Origin of the sequence: Pedobacter sp. D749, from assembly GCF_019317285.1 — a bacterium.
In the GTDB taxonomy this organism is placed as follows: domain Bacteria; phylum Bacteroidota; class Bacteroidia; order Sphingobacteriales; family Sphingobacteriaceae; genus Pedobacter.
Genome location: NZ_CP079218.1, coordinates 1,261,767 through 1,278,063, shown reverse-complemented (window position 1 = coordinate 1,278,063; position 16,297 = coordinate 1,261,767). Strand labels below are relative to the sequence as shown.

The following is a 16,297-nucleotide window of genomic DNA, read 5'->3' as shown; positions in this document are numbered from 1 at the left end:
CTAAATGGTTTCTAAATGATTTATTCTTTTATAGCCTAATTCGGCTCCGCCACTTACGGGCATAATTATTCCGGTAATGAAACGGGCTTTATCTGATGCCAGGAATACACAAGCATCGGCCACGACATCACCATTTGGGCAATAACCAAGTGCATGTATTCCGTCAAGGTAGTTTTTAATTCCTTCTACATCGTTTTGTTCCTTTCCCCAGTCTTCGAGCATTTGTGTCCACACACCAGCAGGAGCCACTGCATTAACTCTTATTTTATATTTCGCATAATCTAAAGCCATTGATTTAGTAAGCGCATTGACAGCTCCTTTTGTAGCAGAATATGCTGCATGGTCTTCCTGACCAATATCTCCAACCAGGCTACTCGTGTTAATAATGCAACCCTTCGTCTCGATTAATGCATTTAAACCAAATTTTGTAGTGAAATAGATCCCTTTCACATTAATATTGAAAAGGTTATCCCACTCCCAATCCTCCGTTTCGTGTATGTTCTTTGACGGGTGGGCAATGCCGGCATTGTTATGTATGACGTCGATTTTACCAAACCTTAACTGAGTATCAGTTATGGCTCGTTGTATATCTTTTGGATTCGATACATCAGCCAGCAAACCAAGATGCTCCTTTCCCAAAATAGAAATGGCATAATTTATCGAAGCCTGATCATTAGAAATGATGGCAATCCTTGCACCCTCCTCTGCATATTTTATAGCGCACTCCAGGCCAATACCTTTTGACCCGCCTGTTAAGAATATGACCCTATCTTTTAATAATTGCATCTCGTATGTATAAAGTAAATTATCTGAATAAATAGAATAAAATAGCCATGGTGATGAATAACACGGCTGATAATGTTTTATAATTCCCTATGCCTGACCAGCCTTTGGCCGCTAACGGTGCACGCCATGATTTCCAGTAAAGCACATCGCTTTCTGCTGTATGTTCTACAGGATAAATGATAGAAAATGTAATTTGTAAGAAAACACAAACACAAAACAGATAGAATGCCATCATCATAAATGGAATGGCAGCAAACCAGTTATCAACCCAAATTTTATTGGTTGTAAACACAATAGCTCCCAAAGCCGAACCTATCCAAAGCGTAAGCTTAGCTGATTTTGCCGAGGCCTTTTTCCAAAATATGCCAAGCAAAAACACGCAGGTAATTGGAGGTGCAATGTGAGCGATGATGTCATTTAATCCATTAAAAATACTTTCGTATTTATTTAAAAGCGGCAGCAAAAGAAGTGAGAAAACAAGAGCAATACCTGCAGCAATTTTACCCACATTCACTAATTTTTTATCATCAAGATTTGGTTTATATCTGGCGTAAATATCATAACTTACCATCGTGGATATCGAATTCAAAGCACCTGAAACCTGGCTCATCAAGCCGGAAAGTAAGGCGGCTACCAGCACGCCAATTAATCCGCTGGGCAGCAGTTGGGTAATCAGTAAGGTGTAGATACCCTTGCTATCTACCACTTTTTGTCCCTGTGCGCCAATAGTTGTTATGGAGGTAAGATCGAGCCTGCCCGTTTGTGCCAATGCATAGGCAAAAAGCCCGGGCATAATAAAAATAAATACAGGCAGGATTTTTATAAAACCACAAAACAAAGTACCTACGCGGGCATGATTTTCATCTTTAGCACCCAAAACCCGTTGTACAATTGTTTGATCGGCACACCAATACCAGATACCCAAAACAGGATATCCCAGAAAAACGGCATACCAAGGCATCCCCGATGCATCGTTTGAAGGACGTAGCATAGACAATTTTATGCTTTGTTGTTCGCTATGCAATGCATCAACCATCGCACCCCAGCCCGACATTTTTTGATAGCAGGCCATGCAGATGACCACCGCACCAATGAGCAACACTACAGTTTGTATAGATTCGGTAACTACTACCGCCTTCAAGCCACCAATGATGGTATATAGTGCAGTTACTGCACAAATTACAATTACGCTCAGATAAATATTTACACCAAATAATGTTTTTAGCACTATTCCGCCAGCAAGCATTGAAAAGGCGATATGAATGATGATTGCTGAAATGATAGAAACGAATGTTAACCAATCCCTACAGGAGCGATCATAACGTTTTTCTAAAAAATCAGGTAAGGTAGAAACACCAGATTTAATGTAAAAAGGAACAAAAAATAAGGCGAGTAAGATGAGTGTAAAAGCAGCCATCCATTCAAAATTTCCACTAAGCAAACCGGTATCAAAACCACTTTGTGCCAGACTGACCAAATGAACTGTAGAGATATTGGTAGCAAAAAGTGCCAATCCTATAGCAGGCCATTTAAGCGATTTCCCTGCTAAGAAATAACTACTTGCTTCATTTTTTTTACTTCGGTTGCGGTGCCTGATGCCGACCCATAATCCTATCAGAAGTATGAGACAAATATAGCTTGTACTAATAATGATATCAACGGTTTGGATCATCTTAAATTGATTGTAGGATTTAAAATTACATTTTAAGATCGCAACTGCTTCCTATATCTTGCGGCGTTAAATAATAGCCGTTTTGTAGTTGTACGGGATTTACAAAATTTTGCTTCAAATGAGGAATATGTTCTAAAAATAATGCTTCGTGTCCTAACGTTATGTGATTGAATAATACCAAATGCTGATGCAATTGCCCCATATCACCCACATGCGGTACTACCGGCACGTTGAATTTACGGCATAGCAGACTTACTGCCAAAAATTCGCTCACACCCCCAACTCTCACCGCGTCTACCTGCATAAACCCGGCACATTTCACCTGAAGGTAGTTTTTAAAGATAATGGCATTGGGAACATGTTCTCCTAAAGCAAGCTTGATTGGAGCAATACTTTCGCACAGCACTTTATGAGCTAAAATATCATCAGGATGCGTAGGTTCCTCAATCCAATAGGGATTTATTTTACTTAGTTCCCTACAAATAGTTATGGCCTCAGGCAAATTCCACTGCTGGTTGGCATCAAGCATAATTTTAACACCATCACCGGCAACTTCACGCACCATGTTGGATCGACGGATATCAGTTTCCGGATTTTTCGATCCAACTTTTAGCTTTATTGCAGTAAAACCACTTTCTACGGCACGTTTTACATTATCTCTTACCTGGTGATCAGGGTAATTAAACCAACCGATAGACGTATCATAACCTGGATAGCCCACATCGAGAATTGAAGTGCGTGATGACTGATTACGCTTATTTGTGAGAATCAGGTCAATTGCCTGTTCCCGGGTCAATTCATCTTCAAGATAAGAAAGATCAATAGTATTTACTAATTCTTCAGCGGAGAGATCGATCATCAGTTTCCAAAGTGGAACACCTCTTTTCTTTGCCCATAAATCCCAGCAGGCATTGGTAACTGCAGCAAGTGCCAAATGAACAATACCTTTTTGCGGGCCCAACCACCTAAATTGCTGCTCGTTAGCAAAACTTTTGTAAGTAACACCAAAGTTCGCCATTACCTCCTCAATATCGCTTCCCTTCAGCTGGTTTGCATAAAAGTGCGCCGCCTTACAAACGAGATCATTACCCTCACCCAAAGTAAAAGCAAAACCACTCCCTATCAAACCACTATCATCTTCTAAGTTTACAACCGCATAAGAATAGATGGGGTCCCGATGTATGGCATCGCTTCCCACACCTTTCCCCAAACTGTACCTCGCATCTCTTATCTCAATACTTTTAATCATAATTTATTGCTTGTTCCAAAAAGTAAGTTCGCTCATGTTACTGTAGCCAGAGCCTGTAACGGTATGAAGTACACGGATGCGTATATAGCGAACAGGCAGTGGATTAGCAATTAAATCGAATTTCATGGCATTTTTACCATCATCCGTACGGGTAACCTCTTTCAACAACACCCAACCTTTAGCAATCGCTTCCGTTTTCCAGCCAGAGTTATCAGCTCTTAATGTAGTGGTTGCATTGGTTAAATCATTAATTCCCCAAACCTCGAAACGATCCGGATTATTACAGCAATCACGGCCAACTTCTTCAATCTGCGCTAAATTGTTGTATGTTTTACCGAGATCAAATGTGAGTACATGTGCGATATAACTGCCGTCGCTATGAAAAATATTTGGATAACTTTGTGGACCATTACTTCCATCCCACAATTTGCTGATGCTTGTTCCTGACTCATAAGTATCCACATCGTTAGGTAGGCGAACCTCTTTAAAAAGAGATTTATCGCACTGTACCAGTGTAAAAATTTTCGGGAAAGTTGAAAATTCGCTCACATTGAAAACATCAAGTGATCCTTTGGATGGGATATAAGAAGACTTATATAGTACATCTGTTCCTGATTTATAATCATTCAATGTGATGGACATGTCACTTGCAGGCAGAACCTTATCGACCTGAACATTACTGGCATTGGTATACCTGATGGTAGTACCCACATTTATGGTGTCGGGGGTATTGAAATTTAATTGAAGTGATCCATTAGAGTTAACTACATAGGGCTCAGTGGCGTTAAATGGACGATTTAAAAGTGCACCCTGATACAGTGGACCGTATACCCTAACATTCGGGGCTTCAATAGGAATGGATTTACGTCCCTGAGCATCATAAGAAAACACGGTAAATGTGTACGTATACTCGCTTAAATTGGGGATAATCACTTTTATAGTATCCAGTGGGTTATGCGAGGAGGAATTAACAGCTATCGAATCAGCATTATTATTCCATTTTATTACATACTTGGTAACACTTGGGTCAGGACTTGGATTAAACCACAAACCTGTGCGCAAATTACCGGCTTTAGCAACAATTTTCGAAACCTTGCCCGGGTAAACTGTTTCTCCATCTTTAAGGAATTCTTTAAATGCCAGATCATCCTTAGAACAGCTGACTACTATTATCGTAAGTAACAGTGCAACTGCTGGTAATTTATATATATATTTCATTTTGTTTAAAGTTTAGGTTCAATAATGATTATCTGGCATCTCCATAAAATGCCATTTCCATCGCATGGGCAAAGGTGCCGTTAGACCATGTTGTGGACACACTTAGTCGAACAAAACGTACTTTGGGACTTATCAAAGGAACATTAAAACTTACGCCGGCTTTTACAAAATCATTATCGGCGGTAGTATGCGCAACAGGCGTAGCACCCGAAGGCGGTGGAGGATAATTGTAATTGCCCAAATTGGTCCAATCTCCAATTACTGTACCTTCGGGAGCACTCATTGGCAGGTTCGCATCACGGGGGGAGCTTACGTTTGAGCCCCAAAGTGAAAACACCTTGGGATTTCCATGCCCATACGCGAATTTATCTCCACCATCAGGCCGTTCCCAAAGGATGAAACGGCTTAGTTTTGCACTTACACCTAGACCGAAAGTGGCAATTGCAGGCATGGCACCACCTGGAGCCGTATGCCATCCGTTTGAACTTCCATCAGTTCGTCCATCCCACAAATAAGGCAAATCCCATCCGTAAGCAATGACGCCGTCAGACGGTAAACGATAAGTGCTAAACTTAGATCTGTCTAAAATCGTCTCGAAAAGCGGTGTGATGCTCTTATATGTGGTATCGGAAATATTGCCAAAATTGTCGATTACATAATAACCTATCTTTTTTTCTACAGGCTGGTACCCTCTAACAGAATAGTCAATAGTGGCCAATTTGGAGAAATTCTGGTCGATTACATCAGATACATTCCCTTCAAAGCCCAAAAGTATTATCCCTAAATTCGAACTACTCGGATTCGTACCTGTAATTTTTATTCCCCCGAAATCTGCCTGTGCGTTTATGGTTGGTTTAACCAACAAATAAGGTGGCGTATCGGGATTAACTTTTACCACAAGGGGGTCTGACTTTACATTCGCCCTGCTTACTGTAAAAAGCGTAACGTCGTAAGCTTGCTTTTTTGCAAACCCCTCTACCATAATGGTATCTGAGTAATAGCTTGACTTAGTTTCACGAGTGGTAACCCCATTTATTTTATACCGGGCCAGAACATACAGTATATTTTTAGAATTAGGAAGCGAATACGTAATATTGGCTCCTCCGTTAAAATTCTGAACTTTAACATTACCCACCACATCTGGCTTGGTCATGTCGGTAGAAGCCGGCTCATTATAAGATTCTTCTTTTTTGCAGGAATATAAAGCTATACACACAAAGAGCAGTAGCAATATCCATTTATTTATATTTTTCATTTTTTTAAACTTATTATGAATAATGTTTAACTACCAGAAAGGATTCTGAACAAGGTTAGGATTGATCACCAAATCATTACTTTTAATTGGCCATAAATAATCCTTGATTCCAAAAACAGGAATGAATTGGGTAGACGGGCGATAATAATTAACCGCTTCGGCATTGTTTATGCTCCAACCTTGCACCGGTACCGTGAGCACCGACTGCAATTCTTTCCATCTTCTTAAATCCCAACCACTATGGCCTTCAAAACACAATTCTATTCTTCTTTCCTGATGAATAATCTGTCTTAAGCCATCTTTGGTGTTGAACTTATTTGGGTTTCTGGAAAAGTTTGTCCATGATACCTGCACACCCTGTAAGCCAGCTCGTTGCCTAACTTTATCGAGATAGGTAAATACTTCAGTTGTTGGTCCGCTAACTTCATTAACTGCCTCTGCATACAATAAATATAAATCGGCTAGCCTGATAATCGGTAAGCGAAAGGCTGAAGGTTGAAATCCATCATCATAAACGGAAACATAACTCACCAGTTTTTTGGGCCAGTAACCGGTAATATTCAGACGAATATTATCACTTGGTGCAGCAAGTCCCGATCCTCTGGCAGCAACATGATACAACGGGAACTGTGCACTATTTTGATCCACCCTTCCATTTCCAAACCAGATGCCTCCATCAAAAGCCATATCAGCATAAAATCTGGTTTCGCGTGCGAAATGTCCCTTAATGGTTTCATAACCTTCCTTAATATAATACCTACTGGCATTATCTCCTGCCTTGATGGTATTTCTGCCGGCATAGTCCCAGGTTTTATCTTCAGTAATCGGTACGCCATTTACGGTATAAAAAAGTTCCTGAGTTGCTATAGGTGCCGAAAAAGTAGATGGGTTCGAAAATGCGTTAACCGCTGAATTAGGGGTTAACCGGGGTGTAGCAAAACCCTGATAACTAAAAGCAGGGTTGGAAGCCCATATAACTTCAGGATTCAGTTCCCACTTTTCGGTTACCGCGTTATGCACATCTAACTGTTTCTTAAGTGAATCAGAAAGTGCTCCAATGTTTGCAGGAGGCGCGAAGGTATAAAGCCTGATTCCATTGCTTTCAGCAGCTGTGATTGCAGCCTTTGCCGCATCAGCCGCCTTTACCCATTTTTGGGCGTTAACACTCTGCGGAAACAGACTCTGACCGTCTTTATCTTTGAAATTAATATAATCTGGATTACCATTGAATAAAGGACTCGCTGAAGTGGCTAAAACCTCTGCTTTTACTGCAAGCGCGATTAAACTGGTAACACGGCCAAGCTCAAGCGTTTGATTGGAGATTGTTGCAGGAAGATCGGGAATAGCTTCATCCAGAAGTGAAACAATATAATCAACTGATTCATCAACTGTGGACCTTTTTATACGAACCTCGTCTGTACTGGCAGAAATGGACAGATTATCTTTGATTAATGGAATAGGTCCGTACATTTTAAAGAGCACATAATGATAGTATGCCTTCAGGAATTTAGTTTCGGCAATCCACCTTTTTTTATCGCTCGCAGATAAGTCTATAGGTTTATCTATATTTTCGAGCATGATATTGCAAAGCCTTATCGAACGGAAGAAACTATAACTCCCTTCATTACCATCCCAGGCATTCAAGCCTGGATTTGCGGTGTTCTGTGTACCACGCAATAAGTTAAAACCAGTGCGGTTAAATCCCAGGTAATTATCCAAAGTATTAGAATAAATCAATTCTCCGGAGGTTGTAAAACCAGGATTGCTTGCTACATCAGTTGATCGTTGCAGGTAAGCATAACAACCATAAAGATAGTTTTCTGCCTCATTTCTGTTTCTGAATGCATAATCCAGTGTACCCAGATTTTCAGGGGTGATATCAAGGTACTTTTTACAAGAATAAAATGAACATAAGAGTACCACCGTACAGATATATACTGAATATTTTTTTAGTGTTTTCATTATAATGTTATGTTTAAACCAACATTGAATACTTTTTGGATCGGGTAGGCAAAACCATTACCACCCTGTTCAGGATCCCACATTTTGAATGGAGACCATGTTAATAGATTTAAACCGTTAAAATACAAGCGTGCTGAGCTGAGTTTAATTTTAGTAGAGATTCGCTGAGGTAGCGTATAGCCAATTTCTACCGACTTCAACCTAACCAGGCTACCATTTCTCATCCACCAGGTACTGGTTTGGCGGTTATTTTCTAAATCTTCTTTGGTTACCGATAAGCGTGGATATAAGGCGTATAAGTCCTGGTTTTCTGGCGACCAGTGATTATTGGCAAAATCCTGTAATAACTGTGTGTTCCCAAAAAAGTCACCATCACCACCGTCAAAAGGATTAACTTTTCTTTTCTCATCAATAGGAACGAAAGGACTAATTTTTTCCGGTTTGATAAAGAAGGTCATTCGGCCCTGACCTGTAACAAATGCCGATAGATCGAAGCCTTTATACGAAGAACTGAAGCCGAAACCATAAACCAATTCCGGAGATTGAGGGAAACCGATATACGCCTTATCTGCATCATCAATTTTACCATCATTATTCAGATCTTTATATTTAATATCTCCACCTCTTGGCGCTTTGCCACCTGTTGAAAAAATTTGAGATGGAGAGTTTGCTACTTCCTTATCATCTACGAATAATCTTTCAGCGATATACCCATAGTTTCTGCTAATCGCCTGCCCGGTGGTATAGCGATAGGCTTCAGCCCATTGCGGCTCTTCAAAGTTGACATATTTATTTTTCGCAAAAGTCATGTTTCCACGTACGGCAAAAGAGAAATCGTTGGCATTGAATTTATAATCCAAAGATAAATCCATACCTCTGGAACGGGCAATTCCAATGTTGGCTCCTATATCCGGCAGATTGGTATTAGGATCAATTGCTTCCAAACCTAATGTAGATGGAACATTTCTCCTTGGCATATAAATATCATATCTATAGTTATTATACACTTCGGCGATTAAACTTAAATTTTTGAATAGTGTTGCTTCTAAGGCGATATTCGTCTGCTGAGAAGTTTCCCAGGTGATATTGGTATTTTCGTAACTGTTAATATAAACACCCTGACGCTCTGAAGCGCCATTGAAACCGAACTGTGCATAATTTCCTCCACCATTCAGATTAACATCTGATTTATAAAAGAAACGCTGCGATCCAATGGCATCATTACCCACGATACCAAAACTACCGCGCAGTTTTAAGCGGTTAACAACATTGGCGATTCCGCCCTTCCAGAACGCTTCATTTGACACGATCCATCCACCGCCAATTGTCGGGAAGAAACCGAAGCGGTGATTCTCTGAAAACCTTTCTGAGCCGTTGTAGCCAAAATTGGTTTCTAAGAAATAACGGTTTTTGTAGGAATAAGTTAAACGGCCAGCTAAACCGATATTGCGATAAGGCAATGAATATTGTAAAGTAGGCTGGTTATTTTTCGGATCTCTTGCATTATTATAACGAGTCTGCTGCGCAGTCCCGATTAATGTGCCACTTACAGTATGACTTCCAAAAGTCCTGTCATAATTCATCGACGCCTGTGCATAGAGAAATGTATTAACTGTTGGAGAACCTGGATAGTAAGTTAAGTATTCACGGGCAACGTTCAAAGGTGCCGTTACCGAAGGATTTAACCAGTTAAGTGTATATTGATTAGATTGCCTGTCATAGGAACTCACATTGTAATAAAAAGGTGAGTAAGCCATTGATGAATCAAAATAAGAATATCGGTTGGTACTAAATATCGACCGAAAAGTTAGGCCTTCTGTCAAAAAATCCAGTTTTTGGTTCACTTCAAACTGAGCCGACATTCTTGATTCTGAAGAATTTTTATGTCCCATCAACATTGCTGCATAAGGGTTTACATTCCGTATGTCATTAGCAGCATTGCCTACCGTGTTACCAAAGAGAATGTGCTGGGCATTCTGATTTGCCTGATCAGCTGGAAAATAAGCAGGAAACAACACCGGACTGGTATGTACGGCCGCGTTATAAAGGTCAGTAGAGAAACCACCGTCCGATGCGATAGGACCGTTATATTCACTGAAATTACCTGAAAGGCGCACAACCATTTCGGTAGTTTTGGTCAAATCTATATTTACGTTCGAGCGCAGCTGGTAGTTGCGGAATTTAATATTATTATCATTGTTATTTCGTTCATCCTCTTTCAACACGCCGTTATCCAGGTTATAGGAACCGGCCACGTAATATCGGGCTACTCCCCCTCCGCCGCTTATCCCAAGATTGGCCCTTTGGGTCGATGTACGCTTTTTGAAAAGCATATCAAGCCAGTCTACTGCGGGATAAACATATTCATTGTATCCCTGTGAACGGTTAACTGTATTGATCGTATTGTTGATTTTATTTTGATTGAATACCGGATCCATATTCCGCCCGATGGCTGCTTCATTAAAGAGCTTCATATAGGTAACCGGATCTGCAAGTTCAAGATTTTGAGTAGATTGACTGGCTGATTGCTCCAAACGGAAACTGATTTTCGCCTTTCCAACCTTGCCTGATTTTGTAGAAACCAAAATTACACCATTTGCTCCACGGGCACCATATAGTGCGGTAGCACTTGCATCCTTTAAAATAGAGAAACTTTCAATGTCGTCAACCTGTAAACGGGCCAGATCAGACGAAGTCAGTTCCACGTTGTCGATCAGTATAAGTGGATCCTGTTTGTAACCAAAAGTAGTTACCCCGCGAATAAAAAACTGAGAGTTGTCTTGCCCGGGCTGGCCACTGCGCTGGTAGCCAATCACACCTGCAATTTGCCCGGATAGTGCATTTGTTAAATTACTTGACGGAATTTTAAGGTTGGCTACTTTAACAGTTGTTACTGATCCCACCAGGGCTTCTTTCCTTTGACGTTGCCCCAGGGCTGTAATTACAACTTCGTCGGCGAGAATATTATCCTCAATTAGTTTAATGTTGATTACAGCGTTTTCGCCAACAGTAACACGTTGTTCTTTATAGCCCACAAAAGAAAATCTGATCAATTGTCCCGGACTGACATCCAATACGAACTTACCGTTATTATCAGTTTGTGTTCCCACATTCGCCTGATTAACTGCTGCGACTACAACACCCGGTAAGCCAACACCTAGTGAATCAGTTACCTTACCTGTGATTGTTTTTTTGACCTGGCTTTGAGCGTCGGACGAATTGCCTATAAATAAAAGTAGCAAAAACACCAGCCCATAAAGATGCTTACATTTTTTTTGTAGAGTTTGGCTCATACTTTATTTGAGATTATTTGGTTAGTAAAACTTATCCTGATCTCCGGTTTACATTATGAAAAACTGAAATCTGTTTGATTTGCTTTATATAATCAAAACTAATGCTATTGTGAGTAGACTGAAATAGTATATTCATCTATTATGATGGACTATTCAACTATTTAACATGTATTGAAAATACAATTCCGTTCTTTATTTTTTTTATATTTACAGTTTGCTAACCAGATAGAAAATGAAAAGAAAAGATGGGTTTCAGGGTGAAAAACACATTTACGTTCCTGAGTCGGCCTGGAAGGCGGCAGCAGACAGTAATGTAATCATGAGCCAGCTCTATATAACATCAATGGGTTATTTTCCAAATGCGACATTTCATTACCGGGAACGGCCGGATGGATGCAGCGAAAATATCCTTATCTACTGCCTGAGGGGAAAAGGTTGGTTTTCAATTGATGGTCATAGAATGGAGGTATCCGCCAATGAGTTCATTATTGTGCCAACCACAAAAGCCAGAATGAGTTATGGTGCAGATGAGGACGATCCCTGGTCGATTTATTGGGTTCACTTTTGCGGTGAGAACTTAAAGGGCTTTAATGAGGGTTTTAATTTAGGTCTTTATGAGGGTGCCAAACCGATTCACCTTAATGAAAAAGGAATCCAGATTTGGGAATCGATGTATGAAAACCTTCAATTGGGTTATGGCAGGGAAAATTTAAATAATGTTAATTTATGCCTTTATCATTTTTTAGCGACCTTCTTTTATCCTGAAAAACATACTGACACTAAAGCCCAGGATGAGCGGGACATGATCAAAAAGACAATCAACTACATGCAACAGGGATTATCAAGAAAAGTTTCTGTTGAGCATTTCGCTGAATACAATCAATTATCGGTATCTTATTTTTCAAGCCTTTTCAAAAAATCAACTGGAATGCCGCCCATGGACTATTTTATCCACCTCAAAGTTAGGAAGGCATGTGCACAGCTAAATAGTACTGAAATAAAAATCCGCGATATTGCCAGTGGATTAGGCTATGAAGATGCTTTCCATTTTTCAAGGCTATTTAAGAAAAGCATGAGGGTTTCGCCTCAGATGTATCGAATCCTGCGACGAAAAAAAAGCGATATCCCGGACTAAATTTGCGATTTGATTTAACCTTGGTATTTATTGATTATCCAGGATAGAAAACTTTTCCGCTTGATCCCGAAAATAGCTACCCTAACTTAAAAAATTTTGATATAAAAAAAGGTCTTAAATTAACATTTAAAACCTAGTGAAAAGAGCTAGCAAATATTAAAGACGCTACAATATTTAGTTTTATAAAGGATTAACCAAACTCAATTAATCCGAAATATTAAACTATTTTAAGTTACCTCACATTTGCCCGTGTCTGAATAGCAATCCTGTTAGAAAAATCCGCAATATCAAAAGGTTTACTTATAAAATCCTGTGCTGGACATGAACTGGCCAGTTGCTCCTGATTGTAGTTGGCCGACATCATGACCACAGGAACATTACTGGTCCGCGCATCTTCCTTTAATTTGCGGCAGATGTCGATACCGTTTCCATCGGGAAGCATAACATCCAGAATAAAGGTATCCGGAACCTGTAAAGAAAGTCCAATTAGAAAAGAAGAAACGTTCGCAAAAGCAGATACCCTGTAATCATCTTCCACAAGAAGCAATTCGAGAATTTCTCTTATTTCGTCATTATCCTCAAGAATGTAAATCAATTTCTGCATACAATTAATTATGATAAATCTAAGAAAGTGAAATTAACAGCCAAGTTTGAAATTAATAAACTTACTAGCCAACACATTACATCGTTACTAATTTAGATTGTCTTGAAAATGCTTCATTTGAATCAAGCCTAACAGGCATCTTCAAGAAGAGGCATCGTGAAAATAAATTTTGATCCCTCATCTACAACGCTTTCAACCCAGATTTTTCCACCGTGATCGGTCACTATTCTCGAGGTAATATATAGCCCCATTCCAAGTCCTGGATGAGATACAGTGACTTCATCCATGCGGTAGAACTTTTCAAAAATCCGTGCAATGCCTTCTTTTGACATGCCTATCCCGTGGTCAGCAATCTGGATGCTAACTGATTTTTTCTCATCTGAAATGCTTGTTGAAACAGTGATGTGTGAGCCTTTCTCAGAATATTTTGAAGCGTTTCCAATAAGGTTTGTAATCACCTGCTCCAGACGAAGAGGATCTGCCATTGCGACACAGTCATCGCTCAACTGCAAATCGATGTTATTTTCCGAATGGACATTCGATAATATCGATATAGTTTCCCGCAAAAAAGAGTTTATATCTATCCGGACCAAATCATACTGCAATCTTCCGTTTTCCAGTTTAGACACATCCATTAGCTGGTAGGCAAGCAAGGAGAGTTTGTTCGTTTGAGTTTCAAGCTTTGATATCACGCTGCCTACCTTCTCCGAATATTGGTCTTTCAAAAGCATTAACATCTGAGTATAGGCTTTTATAATCGTGATGGGCGTTTTTAGTTCATGACTTGCAACCGAGATGAATTCTGTTTTGCGCTCATCAAGGTCCCTGGCAAACTGAATCTCTTTTTCCTGTTCCGCAGTAAGCTGGTTGAGTTGACTATTCTTGTTTTTTATTTCCTCATAGGAATTTAAAGGTGAGGATTTTTTAAAATAGGACTGCAATAAAGAAATTTTGCCCTCATCCAGTTTAAGTGAACGTGGCAGGCCGAGTCCCATTCGGACATGATAGGAATTTTCAGAAACCTCAAAATTAAAATCAGGCAAAAGCTTTTTCGCGTAAAAGAATCCTTCATCTGTCTCACGAAAGCTAAGATCGCTTTTAAAGCCAACTTCCGCATTAAGTGAATAACGCGGGAATTTCCCATAAATCACAATATTCAGCCTGCCATTATTGGTCAGGTCAATAACCGTTCTTACTACTTCTGACACGGCAGTGGCAAGCGTTGTACGCGTAGCAACAGTTAAGCCCAGCTGCTCGCCAACCTGCATGGTACGCTTGTGGGCGAGTATCAGATCCATTTCATTTTCGAGTGAAATCCCGATAATTTGTTTCATCTTAATGGATTTTTATAACTATTACAGACATATCATCTGTCTGCCTTGCATGGTCCTTATAAATAGCCGCTGCAAGTATCGAAGGATCATGATGGAGAACTCCAGGATATTTCGAGATTTCCCACCTGGTCTTTATTCCGTCAGAGCAAAGCACAAGCTGGTTATACTCCGATACAGAAAACTTCTGGTCATTCATGGTATTTGGAATGTTATGCCCCACGATTCCGTTATATGACATCTGGTTCTTCGAACCGGATGGGCAGATCCATTTCGAAGCAATATTGCCTATCCCGGCCGTTGACCATTCTCCCTTCTCATTATCGAAGGTAGTCACATTGGCGACCATTCCCCTTGTTTTTTTTATTGAAGAGTGAACAAAGCGCAATGTTTCAACAGGGCTGGCATCAGGGAAGATTCGAAAGGCTTTCGCACCTTCGTTCACCGCCAGGTTCGCAGCAGGTCCATGACCGAGGCCGTCGCCAAGCATTACCTTGAAGCCTTTTGTGTTAATCTTAAAAGTAAATCCGTCTCCACTGGTATGCTCCCCAGGCTTGCTGACCACGATAGGACGAATCAGGAGTCCCTTTTTCTGCGAGGGCTTTGTACCAACATATATTCTGCTCAGCACAATTGTTCCCCACCCCACAATGGAATAAAGGTCAAAAGTGTCAGACAAGCGCTTGATGCTTCCCAGTCCTGCCCCAAGGGTATTGCTGGTCGACATTCCATCCTGCATCATCCTGGATGGATTTCGCATCCCCGGGCCCTTATCGATAGAGATAAGTTCAACGTATGGCGTACCATTTTCGTTAAAAGTACCAAACAGGATTTCTCCGCCATCAGCATATTTGAAAAGGTTGCTCGTCATTTCTGCGGTAATGATATCCACCTCGGCAATCCGGGCCGCATCCATGCCTACATTAAGCAACCGCTGGTGTATTTCCTTTTTTAACAAAGAAAAATAACTTCTATCATCAGCCTGCAGGCTTATATGTGTCGCATCAACCATTTGCCCATTTTAAAATCATCACCACTGTTCCCTCTCCGGGCTTACTTTTAATATCGAATTCATTACTTAACCGCTTGGCGCCAGGAAGGCCAAGACCTAAACTTTTACCAGTGGAAAAGCCATCTTTCATTGCCGCTGCAATGTCAGGAATCCCTGGCCCCTTATCCTTAAAAGTTAAGCGTACCCCGTTATCTCTTCCACGTGTTACCACCTCAATCAGGCATTCGCCACCTCCCCCATATCGCAGCATATTTCTCAAAAGCTCACTTGCAGCGGTAATCAGCTTGGTTTGGTTGACCAGTCCCATTTTTATCTTTACGGCTACCTCCCGAACGCGGTTGCGCAATAGGACTACGTCCTGTTCTTTTTGAACCTGGATATTGTCCTTACTCAGAGAAAGTATCATCATCCTGGTTTTCTTCCTCGTCCTGGATATCTGAACCGATCATAGATTTCAATAAGTTCATCCCCCTTTCAACATTCAGTGCAGTATGTACACCCTTTAAAGGAAGTCCGAGTTCAATGAGGGTAATGGCAACAGCAGGCTGCATGCCAACAACTACTGTTTCAGCATCAAGAATCTTGGACATGCTGGCAATATTGCCAATGATGCGCCCCATAAATGAATCGACAATGGAAACAGCAGAGATGTCTATTAACACTCCTCTTGAACTTGTCTTGTTCACCATTTGAACCAAATCTGCCTCGAGGTCTAAAGCAAGCCTGTCATAAAGGTCAACCTGAATGGTTACAAGCAGGAAGTTTCCCATCCTCAGAATA

13 protein-coding genes are annotated in these 16,297 nt (G+C 40.6%); 1 reads left to right on the top strand and 12 read right to left on the bottom strand.

Going from position 1 to position 16,297, the window contains the following annotated elements; translation table 11 throughout:
* Genes KYH19_RS05280 through KYH19_RS05250 form a run of 7 tightly spaced genes read right to left on the bottom strand, consistent with a single transcriptional unit; the run spans position 1 to position 11,435 of the window.
* The gene (locus tag KYH19_RS05280) at positions 1 to 786 is read right to left on the bottom strand and encodes an SDR family NAD(P)-dependent oxidoreductase (protein ID WP_219077852.1); all 786 of its coding nucleotides are present in this window, start codon (positions 784 to 786) and stop codon (positions 1 to 3) included.
* A gap of 19 nt (positions 787 to 805) precedes the next feature.
* Positions 806 to 2,458 (bottom strand): sodium:solute symporter, encoded by a 1,653-nt coding sequence (locus KYH19_RS05275; RefSeq protein WP_219077851.1) that lies wholly within the window; start codon positions 2,456 to 2,458, stop codon positions 806 to 808.
* Positions 2,459 to 2,483: 25 nt separating this feature from the next.
* Positions 2,484 to 3,707, bottom strand: coding sequence for an enolase C-terminal domain-like protein (locus KYH19_RS05270; RefSeq protein WP_219077850.1), 1,224 nt, complete (start codon positions 3,705 to 3,707; stop codon positions 2,484 to 2,486).
* 3 nt (positions 3,708 to 3,710) lie between these two features.
* Positions 3,711 to 4,925, bottom strand: coding sequence for a DUF4998 domain-containing protein (locus tag KYH19_RS05265; protein ID WP_219077849.1), 1,215 nt, complete (start codon positions 4,923 to 4,925; stop codon positions 3,711 to 3,713).
* Positions 4,926 to 4,953: 28 nt separating this feature from the next.
* The gene (locus tag KYH19_RS05260) at positions 4,954 to 6,180 is read right to left on the bottom strand and encodes a DUF5000 domain-containing lipoprotein (protein WP_219077848.1); all 1,227 of its coding nucleotides are present in this window, start codon (positions 6,178 to 6,180) and stop codon (positions 4,954 to 4,956) included.
* 30 nt (positions 6,181 to 6,210) lie between these two features.
* Positions 6,211 to 8,142 carry a RagB/SusD family nutrient uptake outer membrane protein gene (locus KYH19_RS05255; protein WP_219077847.1) on the bottom strand — a complete coding sequence of 644 codons (1,932 nt, stop codon included), beginning with the start codon at positions 8,140 to 8,142 and terminating at the stop codon, positions 6,211 to 6,213.
* On the bottom strand, positions 8,142 to 11,435 hold the full coding sequence (locus KYH19_RS05250) for a TonB-dependent receptor (RefSeq protein WP_219077846.1): 3,294 nt from the start codon (positions 11,433 to 11,435) through the stop codon (positions 8,142 to 8,144). The genes KYH19_RS05255 and KYH19_RS05250 overlap by 1 nt, the downstream gene beginning before the upstream one ends.
* A 232-nt stretch (positions 11,436 to 11,667) precedes the next feature.
* Between KYH19_RS05250 and KYH19_RS05245 the strand changes: the two genes are divergently transcribed.
* Complete coding sequence (locus KYH19_RS05245; protein ID WP_219077845.1) at positions 11,668 to 12,570, top strand: AraC family transcriptional regulator; 903 nt, start codon at positions 11,668 to 11,670, stop codon at positions 12,568 to 12,570.
* A 232-nt stretch (positions 12,571 to 12,802) separates the two neighbouring features.
* Here the strand turns inward: KYH19_RS05245 and KYH19_RS05240 are convergent, their stop codons facing one another.
* The 5 genes from KYH19_RS05240 to KYH19_RS05220 all read right to left on the bottom strand — a co-directional run bounded on the left by KYH19_RS05240 (position 12,803) and on the right by KYH19_RS05220 (position 16,287).
* The gene (locus KYH19_RS05240; protein ID WP_132396455.1) at positions 12,803 to 13,174 is read right to left on the bottom strand and encodes a response regulator transcription factor; all 372 of its coding nucleotides are present in this window, start codon (positions 13,172 to 13,174) and stop codon (positions 12,803 to 12,805) included.
* Between the two features lie 128 nt (positions 13,175 to 13,302).
* On the bottom strand, positions 13,303 to 14,508 hold the full coding sequence (locus tag KYH19_RS05235) for a sensor histidine kinase KdpD (protein WP_219077844.1): 1,206 nt from the start codon (positions 14,506 to 14,508) through the stop codon (positions 13,303 to 13,305).
* A 1-nt stretch (position 14,509) separates the two neighbouring features.
* Positions 14,510 to 15,517, bottom strand: a complete 1,008-nt coding sequence (locus KYH19_RS05230; protein WP_219077843.1) for a SpoIIE family protein phosphatase — start codon at positions 15,515 to 15,517, stop codon at positions 14,510 to 14,512.
* The gene (locus tag KYH19_RS05225) at positions 15,510 to 15,926 is read right to left on the bottom strand and encodes an anti-sigma regulatory factor (RefSeq protein WP_227256298.1); all 417 of its coding nucleotides are present in this window, start codon (positions 15,924 to 15,926) and stop codon (positions 15,510 to 15,512) included. The genes KYH19_RS05230 and KYH19_RS05225 overlap by 8 nt, the downstream gene beginning before the upstream one ends.
* Entirely contained in the window at positions 15,904 to 16,287 is a 384-nt protein-coding gene (locus KYH19_RS05220; protein ID WP_227256299.1) for an STAS domain-containing protein, read from the bottom strand. Before KYH19_RS05220 ends, KYH19_RS05225 begins: the two co-directional genes overlap by 23 nt.
* Positions 16,288 to 16,297: the final 10 nt, after the last annotated feature.